The organism is Streptomyces alanosinicus, from assembly GCF_014650595.1.
Lineage (GTDB): Bacteria > Actinomycetota > Actinomycetes > Streptomycetales > Streptomycetaceae > Streptomyces > Streptomyces alanosinicus.
Map to the genome: position 1 here is coordinate 168,799 of NZ_BMVG01000005.1, position 16,660 is coordinate 185,458.

The 16,660-nt window shown below is 69.4% G+C and carries 17 protein-coding genes; 9 read left to right on the forward strand and 8 right to left on the reverse strand.

Features of this window, described 5'->3' with window-relative positions; genetic code table 11:
* Positions 1-40: 40 nt before the first annotated feature.
* Together IE277_RS13830 and mltG are read left to right on the forward strand one after the other, a co-directional pair.
* Complete coding sequence (locus IE277_RS13830) at positions 41-1,849, forward strand: ABC transporter ATP-binding protein (protein ID WP_189952098.1); 1,809 nt, start codon at positions 41-43, stop codon at positions 1,847-1,849.
* An 87-nt stretch (positions 1,850-1,936) separates the two neighbouring features.
* Positions 1,937-2,770, forward strand: coding sequence for an endolytic transglycosylase MltG (gene mltG / locus IE277_RS13835; RefSeq protein WP_189952100.1), 834 nt, complete (start codon positions 1,937-1,939; stop codon positions 2,768-2,770).
* A gap of 12 nt (positions 2,771-2,782) precedes the next feature.
* On the opposite strand, the gene IE277_RS13840 is transcribed toward mltG, so the two are convergent.
* The 5 genes from IE277_RS13840 to IE277_RS49495 all read right to left on the reverse strand — a co-directional run bounded on the left by IE277_RS13840 (position 2,783) and on the right by IE277_RS49495 (position 7,046).
* Positions 2,783-3,862 (reverse strand): NAD(P)-binding domain-containing protein, encoded by a 1,080-nt coding sequence (locus IE277_RS13840; RefSeq protein WP_189952103.1) that lies wholly within the window; start codon positions 3,860-3,862, stop codon positions 2,783-2,785.
* A 207-nt stretch (positions 3,863-4,069) separates the two neighbouring features.
* Entirely contained in the window at positions 4,070-5,083 is a 1,014-nt protein-coding gene (locus tag IE277_RS13845; RefSeq protein ID WP_189952550.1) for an ABC transporter substrate-binding protein, read from the reverse strand.
* 85 nt (positions 5,084-5,168) lie between these two features.
* Positions 5,169-5,906, reverse strand: coding sequence for an ABC transporter ATP-binding protein (locus IE277_RS13850; protein WP_189952105.1), 738 nt, complete (start codon positions 5,904-5,906; stop codon positions 5,169-5,171).
* Positions 5,879-6,781, reverse strand: coding sequence for an ABC transporter permease (locus IE277_RS13855; protein WP_189952106.1), 903 nt, complete (start codon positions 6,779-6,781; stop codon positions 5,879-5,881). The genes IE277_RS13850 and IE277_RS13855 overlap by 28 nt, the downstream gene beginning before the upstream one ends.
* Positions 6,782-6,962: 181 nt before the next feature.
* Positions 6,963-7,046 (reverse strand): putative leader peptide, encoded by an 84-nt coding sequence (locus IE277_RS49495; protein WP_313884353.1) that lies wholly within the window; start codon positions 7,044-7,046, stop codon positions 6,963-6,965.
* Between the two features lie 123 nt (positions 7,047-7,169).
* Here IE277_RS49495 and IE277_RS13860 point away from each other — a divergent pair, with 123 nt between their 5' ends.
* Entirely contained in the window at positions 7,170-7,592 is a 423-nt protein-coding gene (locus tag IE277_RS13860; protein ID WP_189952109.1) for a secondary thiamine-phosphate synthase enzyme YjbQ, read from the forward strand.
* A 63-nt stretch (positions 7,593-7,655) separates the two neighbouring features.
* Entirely contained in the window at positions 7,656-8,600 is a 945-nt protein-coding gene (locus IE277_RS13865) for a recombinase family protein (protein WP_229881382.1), read from the forward strand.
* A gap of 242 nt (positions 8,601-8,842) precedes the next feature.
* Here IE277_RS13865 and IE277_RS13870 read toward each other — a convergent pair whose 3' ends face one another.
* Positions 8,843-10,084 (reverse strand): alpha/beta hydrolase family protein, encoded by a 1,242-nt coding sequence (locus tag IE277_RS13870; protein WP_229881396.1) that lies wholly within the window; start codon positions 10,082-10,084, stop codon positions 8,843-8,845.
* Positions 10,085-10,160: 76 nt separating this feature from the next.
* On the opposite strand from IE277_RS13870, the gene IE277_RS13875 reads away from it, so the two are divergent.
* On the forward strand, positions 10,161-10,568 hold the full coding sequence (locus IE277_RS13875) for a hypothetical protein (RefSeq protein WP_189952110.1): 408 nt from the start codon (positions 10,161-10,163) through the stop codon (positions 10,566-10,568).
* Between the two features lie 9 nt (positions 10,569-10,577).
* Positions 10,578-10,796, forward strand: coding sequence for a helix-turn-helix transcriptional regulator (locus IE277_RS13880; protein WP_189952113.1), 219 nt, complete (start codon positions 10,578-10,580; stop codon positions 10,794-10,796).
* 42 nt (positions 10,797-10,838) lie between these two features.
* On the opposite strand, the gene IE277_RS13885 is transcribed toward IE277_RS13880, so the two are convergent.
* A complete protein-coding gene (locus IE277_RS13885) occupies positions 10,839-11,279 on the reverse strand; it encodes a hypothetical protein (RefSeq protein ID WP_189952115.1) in 441 nt (146 codons plus the stop codon).
* Positions 11,280-11,521: 242 nt separating this feature from the next.
* Here IE277_RS13885 and IE277_RS13890 point away from each other — a divergent pair, with 242 nt between their 5' ends.
* Genes IE277_RS13890 through IE277_RS13900 form a run of 3 tightly spaced genes read left to right on the forward strand, consistent with a single transcriptional unit; the run spans position 11,522 to position 14,744 of the window.
* Positions 11,522-12,175, forward strand: coding sequence for a response regulator transcription factor (locus tag IE277_RS13890; RefSeq protein ID WP_189952116.1), 654 nt, complete (start codon positions 11,522-11,524; stop codon positions 12,173-12,175).
* Positions 12,166-13,434: a sensor histidine kinase gene (locus IE277_RS13895; protein ID WP_189952118.1), complete on the forward strand. Its 1,269-nt coding sequence runs from the start codon at positions 12,166-12,168 to the stop codon at positions 13,432-13,434. The genes IE277_RS13890 and IE277_RS13895 overlap by 10 nt, the downstream gene beginning before the upstream one ends.
* Before the next feature lie 38 nt (positions 13,435-13,472).
* Positions 13,473-14,744 (forward strand): COG4705 family protein, encoded by a 1,272-nt coding sequence (locus IE277_RS13900; RefSeq protein WP_189952120.1) that lies wholly within the window; start codon positions 13,473-13,475, stop codon positions 14,742-14,744.
* A 478-nt stretch (positions 14,745-15,222) separates the two neighbouring features.
* Here IE277_RS13900 and IE277_RS13905 read toward each other — a convergent pair whose 3' ends face one another.
* Positions 15,223-16,524, reverse strand: a complete 1,302-nt coding sequence (locus IE277_RS13905; protein ID WP_189952122.1) for a HAMP domain-containing sensor histidine kinase — start codon at positions 16,522-16,524, stop codon at positions 15,223-15,225.
* Between the last annotated feature and the right edge of the window lie 136 nt (positions 16,525-16,660).

Genomic DNA, 16,660 nt, shown 5'->3' on the forward strand with positions numbered 1-16,660 from the left:
CCGCTCTCCGGCCGGCGCCAATTCACCTCCGTAGGAGCCCATGCATCCCGACCGTGAAACGTCCTGGACACCGCCTGCCGACGCCAAGGAACAGCCCCGGCAGGTGCGTCGCATCCTGAAGCTCTTCCGTCCCTACCGCGGGCGGCTCGCGATCGTCGGCCTGCTGGTCGGCGCCGCCTCACTGGTCTCGGTGGCCACGCCGTTCCTGCTCAAGGAAACCCTGGACGTCGCGATCCCCCAGGGCCGCACCGGCCTGCTCAGCCTGCTCGCGCTCGGCATGATCCTCAGCGCGGTCCTCTCCAGCGTCTTCGGCGTGCTCCAGACGCTGATCTCGACCACCGTCGGCCAGCGTGTCATGCACGACCTGCGCACCGCCGTCTACGGCCGCCTGCAGCGCATGTCGCTCGCCTTCTTCACGCGGACACGCACCGGCGAGGTCCAGTCCCGGATCGCCAACGACATCGGCGGCATGCAGGCCACCGTCACCTCCACCGCCACCTCCCTGGTCTCCAACGTCACCAGCGTCGTCGCCACGATCGTCGCGATGCTCGCCCTCGACTGGCGGCTCACGATCGTCTCGCTGCTCCTGCTGCCGGCGTTCGTCTGGATAAGCCGCCGCGTCGGCAACGAACGCAAGAAGATCACCACACAGCGGCAGAAACAGATGGCCGCGATGGCGGCCACCGTCACCGAGTCGCTCTCGGTCAGCGGCATCCTGCTCGGCCGCACCATGGGCCGCTCCGACTCGCTGACCGCGTCCTTCGCCGAGGAGTCCGAGCGCCTGGTAGACCTGGAAGTGAAGTCGAACATGGCCGGCCGCTGGCGCATGGCCGTGATCACGATCGTCATGGCCGCGATGCCGGCCGTCATCTACTGGACCGCCGGTCTCGCCCTCCAGTTCGGCGGCCCCAAGGTCTCGCTGGGCACCATCGTCGCCTTCGTCTCGCTCCAGCAGGGGCTGTTCCGCCCGGCCGTGAGCCTGCTCGCGACCGGTGTCCAGATCCAGACGTCCCTCGCGCTTTTCCAGCGCATCTTCGAGTATCTGGACCTGCCGATCGACATCACCGAGCGCGAGCGGCCCGTCCACCTCGACCAGGTCAAGGGCGAAGTCCGCTTCGAGGACGTCGAGTTCCGCTACGACAGCGACGACAGGACCCGTCCCGTCCTGGACGGCATCGACGTCACCGTCCCCGCGGGCGGCAGTCTCGCCGTCGTCGGTCCGACCGGAGCCGGCAAGTCCACCCTCGGCTATCTCGTGCCCCGGCTCTACGACGTCACCGGCGGCCGGGTCACGGTGGACGGCGTCGACGTCCGGGACCTCGACTTCGACACCCTGGCCCGCGCGGTCGGTGTCGTCTCCCAGGAGACGTACCTCTTCCACGCCTCGGTCGCCGACAACCTCCGCTTCGCCAAACCGGACGCCACCGACGAGGAACTGCGGGCGGCGGCCGGGGCGGCCCAGATACACGACCACATAGCCGCCCTGCCCGACGGCTACGACACGGTCGTCGGTGAACGTGGCCACCGTTTCTCCGGCGGTGAGAAGCAGCGCCTCGCGATAGCCCGCACGATCCTGCGCGATCCGCCGGTCCTCATCCTCGACGAGGCGACCAGCGCGCTCGACACCCGCACGGAGGCCGCCGTCCAGCAGGCGATCGACGCCCTGTCAGCCGACCGGACGACGATCACCATCGCCCACCGCCTGTCCACGATCCGCGGCGCCGACCAGATCGTGGTCCTCGACTCCGGGCGGGTCGCCGAACGCGGCAGCCACGAGGAACTGCTGGAACGGGACGGGCGGTACGCGGCACTGGTGCGCCGGGACGCACAGCTGGAACGGGCGAGCTGAAGGAAGGTGCGACCGGCAAGCTGACGCTGTGACAGCCAAGCGGGACAGATGCCTGGTCCATGACGATTTACACATTATCGTGCCTGCATGCAGAGGAAGATTCCGCCGCGGAGCATGATGCGACCGACACGCCGGGGCAGGCTGCTCCTGGCCGCGGTCGGCGCCGTCGTGGCCGGCACCGCCGTGGCGGTGCCACTGCTGATGTCGGAGGGTGGCCCCGAGGAGCCGCCGCCCCTCTCGTTGGTCGTTCCGGAGGGCTGGCGGGCGAGCCAGGTGTACGACGCGATCGACAAGACCCTCGAACTGACCCCTGGCAGCACCCGCAGGTCCGTCGGGAAAGCCGGTCTGAAGCTGCCCGGCGACGCCCAGGGCAATCCGGAGGGCTATCTGTTCCCGGCCACCTGTCCCGTCCAGAAGGGAGCCACACCCGAGTCCGTGCTCAGCTCCATGGTCGACGCCGCCACCAGCGAGTTTGACGCGGCGCCGATCGCGGCCGGGGCACAGCACAACGCGATGAACGTCTACCAGGCCGTCACCATCGCCAGCATCGTCCAGGCCGAGGCCGCGACACCCGCGGACATGGGCAAGGTCGCCCGGGTCATCCTCAACCGGCTGGAGCGCGGAATGCCGCTGCAGATGGACTCGGTGATCAACTACGCGCTGAACCGCAGCACCGTCCACACCAGCCAGGACGACACCCGGATCGAGAGCCTGTACAACTCCTACCAGCGCATGGGGCTGCCGCCCACGCCGATCGACAACCCCGGTGAGGAGGCGATGCACGCCGCGCTGAACCCGACGCCGGGCGACTGGCTGTACTTCGTCACCGTCAAACCGGGAGACACCCGCTTCACCGCCGACTACACGGCGCACATGCGCAATGTCGCCGACTTCAACACCCTGCACCAGGGCACGGGCTGAGCCGGCGGGACGTCACGCGGCGACCGGCTGTGTCTGCGCCGTCAACCGCCTGATGTCCCGGACGGCCGCGCGGCCGGCCCGGTTGGCGCCGATGGTGCTGGCCGAGGGGCCGTAGCCGACGAGGTGGACGCGCGGATCGGCCACGGACCGGGTGCCCTCGACCCGTATCCCGCCGCCCGGCTCACGCAGCCGCAGCGGACGGAGGTGGTCCAGTGCGGCCCGGAACCCGGTCGCCCACAGAATGACGTCGGCGGTGACGTGCCGCCCGTCGTCCCACGCCACGCCGTCCGGGGTGATCCGGTCGAACATCGGCCGGCGGTCCAGGACCCCGTCCGCGAGCCCCTGCCGGATGGCGTCGTTGAGCGGCAGTCCGGTGACCGAGACCACACTGCGCGGCGGCAGCCCCTGCCGTACCCGCTCCGCCACGAGCGCGACGGCCGCGCGGCCGGTCTCCTGATCGAACGGGCCCTCGCGGAACACCGGTGGCCGCCGGGTGACCCAGGTGGTCTCGGCCGCGTACGGGGCCAGCTCCAGCAGGTGCTGGGTGCCCGAGGCACCGCCGCCGACGACCACCACCCGCAGCCCGGCGAACTCCTCGGGGCCGGCGTACTGCGCGGTGTGCAACTGCCGTCCGCGGAAGGTCTCCTGTCCGGGGTAGCGCGGCCAGAAGGGCCGGTCCCAGGTGCCGGTGGCGTTGATCAGGGCCCGCGTCGACCAGGTGCCGTCGGACGTCTCCACGAGCAGCCGCCCGCCGTCCCCTTCCCTTACGGCCCGCACGTCGACGGGTCGGCGTACCCGCAGGTCGAAGGTGCGCTCGTACCGGGCGAAGTATTCACCGATCACCTCCGCCGAGGGCCGCGCCGGGTCGGCGTCCGTCAGCTCCATACCGGGCAGCGCGTGCATCCCGTGCACCTTGCCGTACGTCAGCGAGGGCCACCGGAACTGCCAGGCGCCGCCCGGCGCGGGGGAGTGGTCGAGGACCACGAAATCGCGGTCCGGCTCGAATCCGCTGCGCCGCAGGTGATAGGCGCTGGACAGCCCGGCCTGACCCGCACCGATGACGACAACCCCTACCTCACGCGATTCGTTCACGCTTCTACCAACCGGGAGCGGGGCGCGGATCTTCCCGGGGCGGGTCGTCGGGTCTCCCGGACGCCGGGCGAGCCTGCCGGGCACCGGGGCGGCGTGGCCGTACCGGTGCGCCGGGCGCCCGCCGGGCGGCCGGGACCCCCGTCCCCTGGAGCCCGGCGGGCGCCACCGCCGTCGTATGCCGGCCCGGAACGGCATCCCGCCGCGGCCTCAGCCCTTCGCCCGAGTCGTCGACGGCGGCAGACCGCCGTTGAACCGGCCGTCCACGAAGGCTGCGAAGTCCACCTTCTTCGGGATGAGCTTCAACTCGGTGAAGGCGTCGGCGATCTGCTGCTCGGAGGCGATGAGCGGTTTGTCGACGGCGACCGCGACACGAGTGGAGTTGGTCCGCTTCACCGAGGCCAGCGCCACGTCGTACGGCAGTCCGGTGTCCTTGGCCCACACCTTGGCCCACGCCTGCTCATGGCTGTACACCCAGACCTGTGCTCGTCGCAGCCGGGCCAGATAGTCCTTGACGGCGGCGGCCTTCTTCGGGTCCTTCAGCGCGGGGGGCGCGGCCACCTGGAAGGTCAGCCCGTTGGTGATGCCGTCGCCCGTGGTCAGCACGCGGCCCTGTCTGGCCTGGAGGATCTGGGAGGTGTACGGGTCCCAGACCGCCCACGCGTCGACCTTGCCCGAGGTGAACGCGGCGAGGGCATCGGCCGGCTGGAGATATGTGACGTGGACGTCGGACAGGCTCAGCCCGGCCGCCTTGAGCGAGGCGACCAGCTGGTAGTGCGCCGACGAGCCCTGGGCCACGGCGATCGACCGGCCCTTGAGCTGCTTCGGCCCGGTCAGCCGGGAGCTGTCCGGCACCAGGATGGTGTCGCCCTTGGAGGTGCCGTGCCAGGCGGCCACGACGGAGATCTTCGAACCGGCTCCGGCCGCGAAGACGGGCGGGGTGTTGCCGACACCGCCGATGTCGACGGCGCCCGCGTTGACGGCTTCCAGCAGCGGCGGGCCGGAGGTGAAGGTCGACCACTTGATCTTGTAGTGCAGGTTCTTCAGCTCGCCGGCGGCGCGCAGGATGGCCTCCGAACCGCCCTTCTGATCGCCGACGTTCAGCGTGACGGAGCCCTCGCCATCGGTGTCGGAGCCGATTCCGGCGGACGAGTTCCCACCGCAGGCGGTGAGCAGCAGGGTGAGAGGGAGGAGCAGCGCGGTGGGGACGAGACGTCGGCGCATGGGGATTCCGTTCATGTGCGGTGGATTCAGCGGAAGTGCCGAGGGAGGCTCAGGCGATTCAGGTGATTCAGGCGATTCAGGCGATTCAGGCGGCCTCGGCGGCGGCGTCGACGCCGAGCCGTTCCAGCAGCGCGGCGCGCAGGGCGGCGAAGCGGGGGTCGGTGATGCCGCGGGGCCGGTCGAGGTCGACACGCTGTTCGTGGACGATCCGGCCGGCGTCCATCACCAGGACACGGTCGGCGAGCAGGACGGCCTCCTCCACGTCGTGCGTGACCAGCAGCACGGCGCAGCCACGGCGCTGCCACACTTCCCCGACCAGTCGCTGTGCCTTGATGCGGGTGAGCGCGTCGAGGGCGCCGAACGGCTCGTCGAGCAGCAGCAGATCGGGCTCGCGTACCAGGGCGCGGGCCAGGGAGGCGCGCTGCGCCTCGCCACCGGAGAGGGTCTTCGGCCAGGCGTCGGCCCGGTGACCGAGGCCCACCTCGTCCAACACCCGCTCGGTGACGGCACGTTCGGGTCGGCCGGGCAGCCCGAGCAGCACATTTCTCCAGACCTTCTTCCAGGGCATGAGCCGGGGCGCCTGGAAGGCGACGGCCCTGCGGCGCGGGACGAGCGCGGTGCCCTGGATGTCGCGGTCCAGTCCGGCGAGAATGCGCAGCAACGTCGACTTGCCGCAGCCGCTGCGACCCAGCAGGGCGACGAACTCGCCGGGAGCGATGTCGAGCCGGAGGCCGTCGATGACGGCACGGCCGTCGAAGGCGCGGGCCAGCCCCTCGACATGGACCGCGGACTTGGTCACCGGCCGGTGAACGTCGGTCGCCATTGCAGCAGCAGCCTTTCGAGGGAGCGGACGACGAAGTCGGCGAGCAGGCCGAGGAAGGCGTAGACGATCAGGCAGACCACGATCACATCGGTCCGCAGGAAGTCGCGCGCCTGCACCATCAGGAAGCCGATGCCTGCATCGGCGTTGACCTGCTCGGCGAAGACCAGTGCGAGCCAGGCGATGCCGAGCGAGTAGCGCAGCCCGGTCAGCGCGCCGGGCAGTGCACCCGGCAGTACGACGTGCCGCACCAGACCCCAGCGGGACAGCCCCAACGATTCGCCCGCCTCGATGAGTTGGGAGTCGACGCCACGGATTCCGGCGTAGACATTGAGGTAGAGCGGGAAGGTCACGCCGAGGGTGATGATGGCGATCTTCGGGGCCTCGCCGATGCCGAACCAGATGATGAACAGCGGGATGAGGCCCACGAACGGCACCGTCCGCAGCATCTGCACCGGCGCGTCCACCAGGTCCTCACCGATCCGGAACAGCCCCGAGACCAGGGCGAGTCCGGTGCCGACGGCGGTCCCGAACAGCAGCCCGAAGGCGACGCGGCGCAGGGAGATTCCCATGGCCGACGGCAGCGAACCGTCCCTCACCAGATCCCAGCCGACCTGGGCGATCCGGCCCGGCGAGGCGAACACATCGGCCGTCAACACACCGGTGGAGGTGAGGAGTTGCCACAGGGCCAGCAGCAGGATCGGGCCCGTGGTACGGCGCAGCCAGCGGGGAATGCGGAGCCGGCGGGAGGGGACGGGGACGACAGGCTGGAGGTCGAGGAAGCCGCGGTCGAGATGTGCAGCGGCGGCATCCACTGAATGGGATATAGCCGAAATATCGGGCTCGGGAGAGCTGGGCGGGGCATGGCTGATGCTCATCGACACTCCATGCGGAAGAGAGCGGAAGAGATGCGGGCAGCGGGAAAGCGGGACTCGGCACCGACACGCCCTGCCTCCGCCTCCGGCGCAGGTCAGGGGCAGGTCAGGAAGAGATCAAGGAGCGGCCACCGAAGGAACCCGGAAGCGAGGGGGCCCGGCGAAAGACGGGACGGAGAAGGCGTCAGCGGCCGCGGCGACACGCGGCGGAAGCCACCCGCAGCAGGTCGATATGACCGCGCGTGGTGAGCAGAGCTGAACGCAACATGCGGCAGAACGTAGCCAGCCCGATGCTCCAGGGTCAACGGCGTCTCGGCCTGTGGACCCCGCGTGTCAGGAATCGGTCGCGCCGACGCGTGTGAAACGCGGCCCATGGGCCAGGATGGGGAACATGCCAGATGCTTTCACCAGCCGAACGCTGCACATCTCCACCGGCTCCCGGGAACGCGTCGTCGATCTCACCTCCGACTGCGAGGACTTCCTGCGGGAGGCGGCGGCCGGCCGCGACGGCCTGCTCAACATCTTCGTCCCGCACGCCACCGCCGGAATCGCCGTCATCGAGACGGGCGCCGGCAGCGACGACGACCTCCTCGCCGCCCTGCACACCCTGCTCCCCGCCGACGACCGCTGGCAGCACCGCCATGGCAGCCCCGGCCACGGCCGCGACCACGTCCTGCCCGCCATCGTCCCGCCCCATGCGACTCTCCCCGTCATCGCCGGCCACCTGGAGCTGGGCACCTGGCAGTCGGTCTGCCTGGTCGACACCAACATCTCTAATGTCAACCGTCAGGTTCGACTGAGCTTCCTGGGCTGAGCAAGATCATCCTGGGTGTGGCCGCCAAATCTCCGTACCTTGCGTGTTCGGAACGGAGAAATCTTGCGCGGTACGGACCTGAACATGATCGAACGCCCCTACGACGGATGCGGGAAGTGCCTGGTCGGCGTGCGACGGCTGTCGAGGATGAAGCTCGCCACGTCGTCTCCCGAGCGGCAACGTGAGGATGTGCTGACCGCCGCGGCATCTGTCGGGGGCCACATCATCGGCTGGGCCGACGACTGGGAGGTGTCGGGCGCCACCGACCCCATGACCCGGCCGAAACTGGGCCCTTGGCTCCGCGATGAGAGGGGTCCGTACGACGGATTGGTGGCCGCAGCCGTGGACCGGCTCGGCCGTAACGTCGTGGACTGCCTGAACACCGGCTACGAGATGCGTGACGAAGGGAAGCTGCTCGTCACCTACGGCCATGACGGCCCGTGGGATCTGGATGACCAGGTCGACGAGAACCGTTTCACCATGGAGGCCTGGGGCGCGCAGATGGAACTGCGGGCCATCCAGCGCCGAAACCGGAACGCCACCCTGAAGATGAGGGCAGCGGGGCGCCCGAAGGGGAAGCCTTCCTACGGATTCCAGTACGTACGGATCGTGATGGGCGGCAAGATCGATCACGTCGTCCTGCATCCGCACGCCTCGACTGTCATCCGTACGGTTGCCCGTCGCATCCTGGCTGATCCCGAGAACGTCACACCCAGCAGTGAGGCGGCCCGCCTGAACCGGACCGGAGAGCTTTCACCCGCTGACCACTTGGCCGTCATGTACGGCAAGCCAGCAGGCGGACACCCCTGGCAGCCGACAAGTCTGAAGAACATCCTTCTGTCTGAAGCGGCCTTGGGCTACTTGATGCACCAGGGCAAGCCGGTGATCGACCGAGACGGAAACCCCGTGCGGCTCTGCGAGGGCTACGTGGGTGCCGAATACCTCCCGGCGCCATCACGATCTGTGGCCTCTTCCAAGCTACTCTCACAGGTTGGGGTGGGTGTGTAGCCCGGGCATCGATGCGGGCGGTGTCAGGCGGGGTTCCTGGTGCGGCAATTCGACAGGGTCGGATCATGCTGCGGCTGGCTCGCGGTCACGGATGTGGTCAGCGCAGGCCACCACGGCCGCTGGCCGGGGTGCCGAGCCGCCGGCCTCGATGGCGGGTGCGGGGCGCCTGAGGTGTCGTCAAACCAGGTTCGGGCTCACCGCAAACCTGACGAGGTGGCCGCGGTGCGGGTATGGCGGTTGACTCATCGGAGAAGCCGGATCTGCGGGTAGCGGGGTGAGGGGTGCTGGAGCAGGTGGTTGTCGAGGTGGCGTAGGTGAAGGTCGAAGAATGCTCGTACGTAGTCGCGTTGGGCGTGGATGGCCTGGTGCGGGTCGAGGGTGCCGATTGCTTGCGTCACCTGGCTGGGCGTCATCCCGAGGGCGGGCGCGGCTTGGGGCAGCAGTGTTTCCAGGTCGGTGAATGAGGTGTGGGTGGAGTCGATGAGGGCCAGTTCGCGTTTCCAGCCGTACTGGCTGGTCCAGAACTGATCCCAGCTGGGATCTTCTGGGCCTGGGCCGGGGTCGCTGCCGAAGAGAAGGAATGGCCGGTCGGTGCCGGCGGTGACGGGTGGCAGGAGGCTGCCGTCCAGGTTGGCGCCGGCCTGCAGGCGCCGGTCGGCGCGGATGGCTGCGGCGGCTGTGGCGCCGCCGAGGGAGTGGCCGAGCATGCCGACGCGGGACAGGTCGAACGCGCCGGCGAGGGTGGGTGGTAGGGGTCGCCGTCCGGCGTCAGTGTTGTGTCCGGCGTTGAGCGCGGTGAGCTGGTCCAGCACGAACCGGGTGTCCGCGGTGCGGACAGTGAGGGCCTTGGCGATCAGGGCGTCGTCGATGTCGCCGGTGATGGCGAAGGTTTCCACTCGGCCGCCGGGAAACTCGACTTGGTCGGCGTCGTAGGTGTGGTCGATGGCCACGACCAGGTAGCCGCGGCTGGCTAGTTCCTCGATCAGAGCAGTGCCGAGGCTGCGGTCGCTGTGCAGGCCCGGTGAGTACAGGACGACCGGTCTCCCGCACCGGCCGTGGTCCACCGGGGCGGCCAGGTGGGCGTGCGTGGTCGGCAGCAGCAGCGTGCCGGACGGGATGCCCTGTTCCCGTTCGAAGAAGGGGACGGCGCCGGGTGACATCCACGGCACGGGCGGGTGCTCATGGGTGGCGCGTGCCGGGTACCAGAGCTGGATCATGAGTTCCCGAGACGGTCGGGAATCCTGCCAGGGATCGACGCGCGCTCGGTCGATCAGGTGCACCGCGATCGTGCCCAGGGGATGTGGACCGGTTGGTGCGGGCAGGGTGAGCCGCACCGGAGTCGGCGTGGGGTTGGCGGCCGGCGAGTTAGCGGCGGGTCGCGACTGGGCGGATGCCGCGGTGGCCATCGGGACGGAAGCGATGGCTGACGCTACGGCGGTGCCGAGCAGCGCCCGGCGGGTCAGGAGCCGTCTGTCGTTCAACATCGCCAAAATGTAAGGCGTACCTTCCATAGAGTCAAGGTTGCTTGACTCTATGGAAAGGGCACCTTACAGTCGTCGCATGGCAAAGCAGGTAGAGCAGGATCAGGTGACGCGCGCGGCCCGCCGCGCTGTACTCATCGACGGCATACCCGTGTCCACTTTGGGTGTGGTAGCCCTGGCCCTGGGCAGCAACGCCCATCCGAGCACCGCTCAGAAGACCTGGTGGATCGCGGCCACCGTCGTCTTCACCCTCGCGATCGCCTGGGTGCTGTGGCGGGCATTCCGGCGCGCGGACGAATACCTGCGCAGGATTCAGTTGGAGAGCATGGCCATCGCCTTCGCCGCAGTCCTCGTGGGGCTGCAAGTGGCTACCCTGCTCGATGCCGCAGGCATCATCCAGCTCCATCAGCTCGCGCAGTTGATCCTCCTCGGCGGCGTGGGCATCTGGATGACGATCGCCGACCTGCGTACCCGCCTGAACCGGTGACGAAGCACTGTGAAGAACCGACTACGCGAACTGCGTGCAGCCCGCCGGTGGAGCCAGGCCGACCTGGCCGACCGGTGTCAAGTTTCCCGGCAGGCCATCAACGCCATCGAAACCGAGCGGTACGATCCCAGCCTGCCTCTGGCGTTCACCATCGCCGACGTCTTCGGCCTGACCATCGAGGAAATCTTCCATCCCGACCGGACGGAAACGACGGACAACCCGGCCTGACCTGTGATGGATGGCTAGGAAGTCAAGTACCGGGGCTGGTGTCTACTCGGGCCCCGTGGGTGCTTGAGAGGCTTTGAGTCGGTTGGCGACGTAGCTGGCGCGGTCTCCCCCGTTGAGCTTGTGCCAGTTGTGGGCCGTGCCGTCGGCGAGGCCGAGGAGATCGGCGAGCATCTTCCAGTGGACGGCGCCGACCATGGCCAGCCATGCCCCGTTGCGGGCCTTGCTGGTGCTGGTGATGCCCAGGCGGGTCAGTCGTCTCTGCAGAGTGTTGGAGGTCATGGGCTGGTCGGGGCGGAGGCCGGGGAAGAGGTAGGGCGTCTCGCGGGTCCTGAGCGGGGCGGCCAGTGGACGTCGTTCGTTGATCAGCCGTTGGAGTAATGCCGACAGTCGCGGCCGGAGCCAGAGCGGGTCTCGGCCGAGTTGAAGACCGAGGACGCCGGGCTCCTCTGGGTGGACCAGGACATGGTTGGTCGTGAGGCTCACGAGTCGGTCAGTTCGCAGCCCAACAGTCACAGACTGTGACGCTAGGCAACAGGCGTCACAGAGGTCCCGGCAGTGATCGAACTGAGACTCCCCGAACCGTGATCATTCCTTGGCGTTCAATCCGGCAGCATTACCGGCGGGACCCCACACACGGGCGTGCGGCACCAGCGGCCTGCTCCCAACCGTCAGGCGGCTGATCAGGGCAGATGGAGAACTGGGACGGGAGTATCTAGGGTCAGCACGTGGCTTTCATCATGGTGTGCGAAGACGACGCGGCGGTCCGTGGCGTCCTCAAGCGCGCCCTAGAGTACGACGGCCACACCGTCTCGGTGGCCGCCACGGCCGACAGCCTGCTGCGGCAGCTCGCACCGGCGCCCCATCTGGTCGTCCTGGATCTCGGGCTCCCGGACGCCGACGGCCGCGACGTCTGCCTGGCCCTTCGGGCTCGCGGTGTCGACGTGCCGGTGCTGATGCTCACCGCCCTGGACGGCCTGCATCACAAGGTGGGCGGCTTCGAGGCCGGCGCCGACGACTACATGACCAAACCCTTCGACATCCCGGAACTGCTGGTCCGGGTCCGAGCCCTCCTGCGCCGGGCCACCGTGGCGCCCGCACCGCGCGAGGTCGTCCTCGATCCGGCGAAGCACGTGGTGACCTACGGCTCGGTGAGCGAGAGCCTGACCCCGACCGAGTTCCGGCTGCTGGGCCGTCTGATCGCCTCGCAGGGCGACGCGGTACGCCGCCACGCCCTCATCGCCGCCGGCTGGCCGCACGGGGCGCAGGTCAGCGACAACACCCTCGACTCCTTCGTGCGCCGGCTGCGGACCAAGCTCGGTCCGCTGGGTGTGGCCGAGCGTCTGGTGACCGTCCGCGGCGTGGGCTACCGATGGCAGTGACGGGATTCCGCAAGCGGGTCGTCGCGCTCACCGTGCTGATCGCCACCGCCGTGGTCGCGGTACTGGTCGTGGTCTCGCATGTGCTGCTGAGCGGGGTGACGGACGCCGACGCGCACGATCTGGCGCGTACCCGCGCCGAGGCGGTCGCGGCGAACGTCACCGTCAAGGGCGGCCGTGTCGTGCTGACGGAGAACAGCAGCGAGGCGCTGGACGAGGTCGCCTGGCTGTATGCCGACGGCCGCCTGATCGACGGGAACGTACCGGCAAGCGTGGTCGATCGCGTCGAGGAGCTGGCGGACTCGGGGCGGTCGCAGACCGCGTCCGCCGGCGATTACCTCCTGTACGCGCGGCAGGTCCCGATCGCCGGCCATCACGTCATGGTGATCGTCCGGGTGGACCTCACGCCCTACGAGACGTCCGAGCAGCGCAGCCTGACCTTGTCGCTGATCCTGGGCGGCCTCACGATCCTCCTCGCCGGCGGTGTCGCGCACCTCGTGGTGCGCCGCGCGCTGCGGGTCGTGCACGAGATGGCCGCCCTCGCCGACGACTGGGGCCATCACGAACCCGGGCGCCGCTTCAACCTCGGAGTTCCCCGCGACGAGTTCGGGGAACTGGGACAGACCCTGGACCACCTTTTGGAGCGCGTTGACAACGCGCTGGCGGACGAGCGCCGGCTCACCGATGAGATCGCCCACGAACTGCGGACACCGCTCACGGTCCTGCGGGGCGAGGCGCAGCTGGCGCAGCTGTCCGGCGAGCCGGTGGCGCCGGAGGCGGTGCTGAGCGAGGTCGACCGCCTCGATACGGCGATCACGACGATTCTGCGCGCAGCGCGCGCACGGACCGACGACGAGGCCCGGTGCGATCTGCGCTCCGCCGCGCGGCAGGCGATCGGCGGCCGGGCGGTCGAGGTCGCCATTCCCGCGAAGGCCGAGGTCGCCGTGGCGCCTGACGTCGCCGTGTCGCTGCTGTCGCCCCTGCTGGAGAACGGTCTGCGGCATGCGCGGTCGCGTGTGTGGATCAGCGCGCGCGTCCAGGGTGAGGCAATCGTGGTCGATGTCCTGGACGACGGCCCCGGGTTCGATTCCGCGGACGTCGACCGGGTCTTCGAAGCGGGTGTGACCGGCGGCGACGGGTACGGGCTGGGGCTGCCGGTGGTGAGGCGTATCGCCGCCTCGGCCGGTGTGGAGGTCCGCGCGATCGCGGACGGCCGCGGTCACGTCGAGGTGACACTCCCGGCCGCGCGTGCGGCCACGTAGTCAGGTTGCTTGCAGGTTCCCCCCGTAAACCTCCCTGCATGACAACGACAACGGAAGCACGCACGCGCAGCGGGCGCCTCATGCTCAACAAGGTCCCCGAGGTCACCGTCTGGTTCTGGGTGATCAAGATCCTGTGCACCACCGTGGGTGAGAGTTTCGCCGACTGGATCAACATGAAGCTGGGCGTCGGCCTGGTGAACACGGCCTGGATCTTCACCGCGGTGTTCGTGGTGGTCCTGGCCATCCAGTTGTGGCTGAAGCGGTACGTCCCGTTCCCCTACTGGCTGACCGTGGTCGTTGTCAGTGTCACGGGCACGCTGTACACGGACATCCTCACCGACCAGCTCAACGTGCCGCTGTGGATCAGCTCCGCCGTGTTCTCGGTCCTGCTCGCCGTGGTCTTCGGCGTGTGGTGGCTGCGCGAGCGCACCCTGTCGATCCACTCGGTCGCGACGCTTCCGCGTGAGTCGTTCTACTGGCTCGCCGTTCTCGTCACCTTCGCGCTCGGCACCGCGACCGGCGACTGGACCCTGGAGCTCACCGGCTGGAGCCCGGGCGCCTCGGTCCTGCTGCCGCTCGGCCTCATCGCGGCGATCACGCTGCTGTGGAAGTTCGGCGCGAACCCGGTGCTGTCCTTCTGGCTCGCCTACATCCTGACCCGCCCGCTGGGCGCCAACATCGGCGACTGGCTCGCCTCCCCGAAGGTCGCGCAGCCGGGCGAGCCGACCGGTCTCGCGCTGGGCACGTTCACCACCAGCCTGATCTTCCTCGGGCTGATCCTGGCGACGGTGGTCTACCTGACGGTGACGCGCTCGGACGTGACCGAGACCTACGAGGCGGCCCACGCCGCACACGCCACCGGCGACCCGCGCAAGGAGCGCGTCGCGCTGGCCGGCTTCGGACTGCTCGCCGTCGCGACCACGGGCCTGCTGGTCTGGGCCCACGGCCAGCCGCATGTCGGCCCGGCGCCGGAGGCCGACAACACCTCCGCCGTCCAGATGGCTCCGGGCGTGGCGGTGAAGAAGTTCCCGCCTGCCAAGGTCTCCGCGCTGCGGACCCTCGCCTCGACCTCGCTCAAGGACGCACGCTCGGGGAACGCGAAGGGCGCGCACGCGGCCGCCCAGTCGCTGCGTGACCTGTGGGACGCCGACCAGGCGTCGTTGCAGCCGCTGGACAACACCGGCTGGACCTCCATCGACGCTCAGATGGACAAGGTGCTCAAGACCTTCGGTATCGATCACTCGAACCCGCCGATGTCGCCTGCGCAGCAGGAGAAGGAACTGAACGCCCTCCTGACGGACATGGGCTGACAGACCGCACAGCGCTCGGCCGGCCCGCCCGGCCGACGGGCTCAGTGTGTCGGGCTGCGCAGAGAACCGCGCCGCCTCGGCACACGCCGGCGAGCCGCGGACAGCGCAAGCGGCCGGGGCCGCCTGTGGCAGCCCGGTTATATCCGCAGGCTCCCGTGGGGCGGTCGAAGCTGGCGTCAATGGCTTCGACCGCCCCGCTGTCGCCGGGGCTGGTCAGTCGCGGTGGCGGCGGATGCCAGAAGCAGGCGTGGGTGACCACTCAGGCCCGGGTCCTGCAGGTCTGCCTTAGCCGGCGCACCACCAAGGGATGCCACCCCGACGTCCTCGTCGCCCAACGATGTGAACGCTTCCGCATCCGGAGCGGGAAACGCATCCGCTGGGGCGGACGCCCTCTCCCTGCGGAAACCTGACCAAACCGGTCAACCTATGTGGTGAAGGCATTACTCGTGCTGAGCGATTACTTCGGCCTCGGCGCTTTTTATGGTTGGTCCCGGTGAACCGGCAGGAGCAGGGTGAAGGTGGCCGGGGTGCCGCGGGTCAGGGAGAGTCGGCCGCCGAGGGAGTCTGCCAGGTCGCGGGCGAAGGCGAGGCCGATACCCGTACCCGTCCTGCTGCCCGTGTGACCCCGATCGAACAGCCGCGCCATGTCGCCGCTCACCTCGCCCTCGTCGGTGACGTCGAAGGCGAGCGCGTCGTCAAGGTCGCGCACCGTTACGCGGACCATGCCCCGGCCATGCAGGCGGGCGTTGTCCAGCAGGACGTCCAGGATTTCGGTGACAGCTCCACCGGGCACGGGCAGGTCGTCCGGCACGTCGAGAGTGAGGTATTCCAGGCGTCTGCCGTCGTCGGCGAACGGGCCGTGCCAGCGCTGTTGCGTCGCCCGCAGCACCTGTCCCACCGGCCGGAGCAGGGCACTGGACCGGGGAGGGCCGGGTGAGCCCGACAGGCGCAGGACCTCCTCCACGGTGCGGTGCAGCCGACGCGTGGTGGCCAAAGCCTCCTCCAGGACGGGCCCAAGCCGTGCGTTCTCGCCTTGCTCCAGGCCCGCCTCCAGGGTGAGCTGGAGACCGGTGAGCGGGGTGCGCAGCTGATGGGAGGCGTTGGCGGTGAAGTCCCGTTCATGGCGGAGGAGTTCGGACAGGCTGTGCAGCATCTCGTTGTGGGTACGGGCGACCTGGTCGATCTCGGTGATGCTGCTGGGGGCCGCGCGGGCGTTCAGGTCGCCGTCGGTGACGGCCTGGCAGTGGCGCGAGAGGTCTTCCAGCGGGGCGGCCAGTGCGCGGGCCTGACGGTGGGCGACGAGGACGGCGACAGCCAGCCCGAAAGCGGCGACGCCCAGGAGGGCGCCCCACACGGTGAAAACGCGGTTGCGCACGGTTGCGACGGGCGAGGACGCCCGTATCACTCCGATCACCTGCTCGGCGTGGGAGACAGGCACGGCGACGACCAGGTCACCGCCCGATCGGCTCCGGACCACCTGCCCTTTCAGGGCTTGGCGGACCGATGTGTCGCCTGATCTTGAGCCGCTGCCAGTCCGTAGCCGCAGCTGTGGGTCGTACAGGCCAAGCCGCGTGCCGGCCGGGGGTCTGGGGAGTTCGACTGGGTCGCCCTTCTGGTAGTCCGGGCTCACCCGCACGGCACCGGCGAGGGCGACCCGCTCCAGGCTGTCCCGCTGGTCGATGTAGAGCATCGACCTGATGGCCCACGCCAGGGGCACGGCCAGGAGGACGACGGCGACCAGGGCGGCGGTGAGGGCGACTCGCACCACGCGCTGTCTCATGTCTTTCATCATGCGGCCGTCGGCCTGGTCCGGGCGGTATGAGCTACGCGCTTTTGCCGTCGTCTAACCGTCGGCGTGCCGGGCGTTAACCGGCCGGCTTCTAGCGTCGGTGGCATGACCGTCTGGTCCAAGGGCT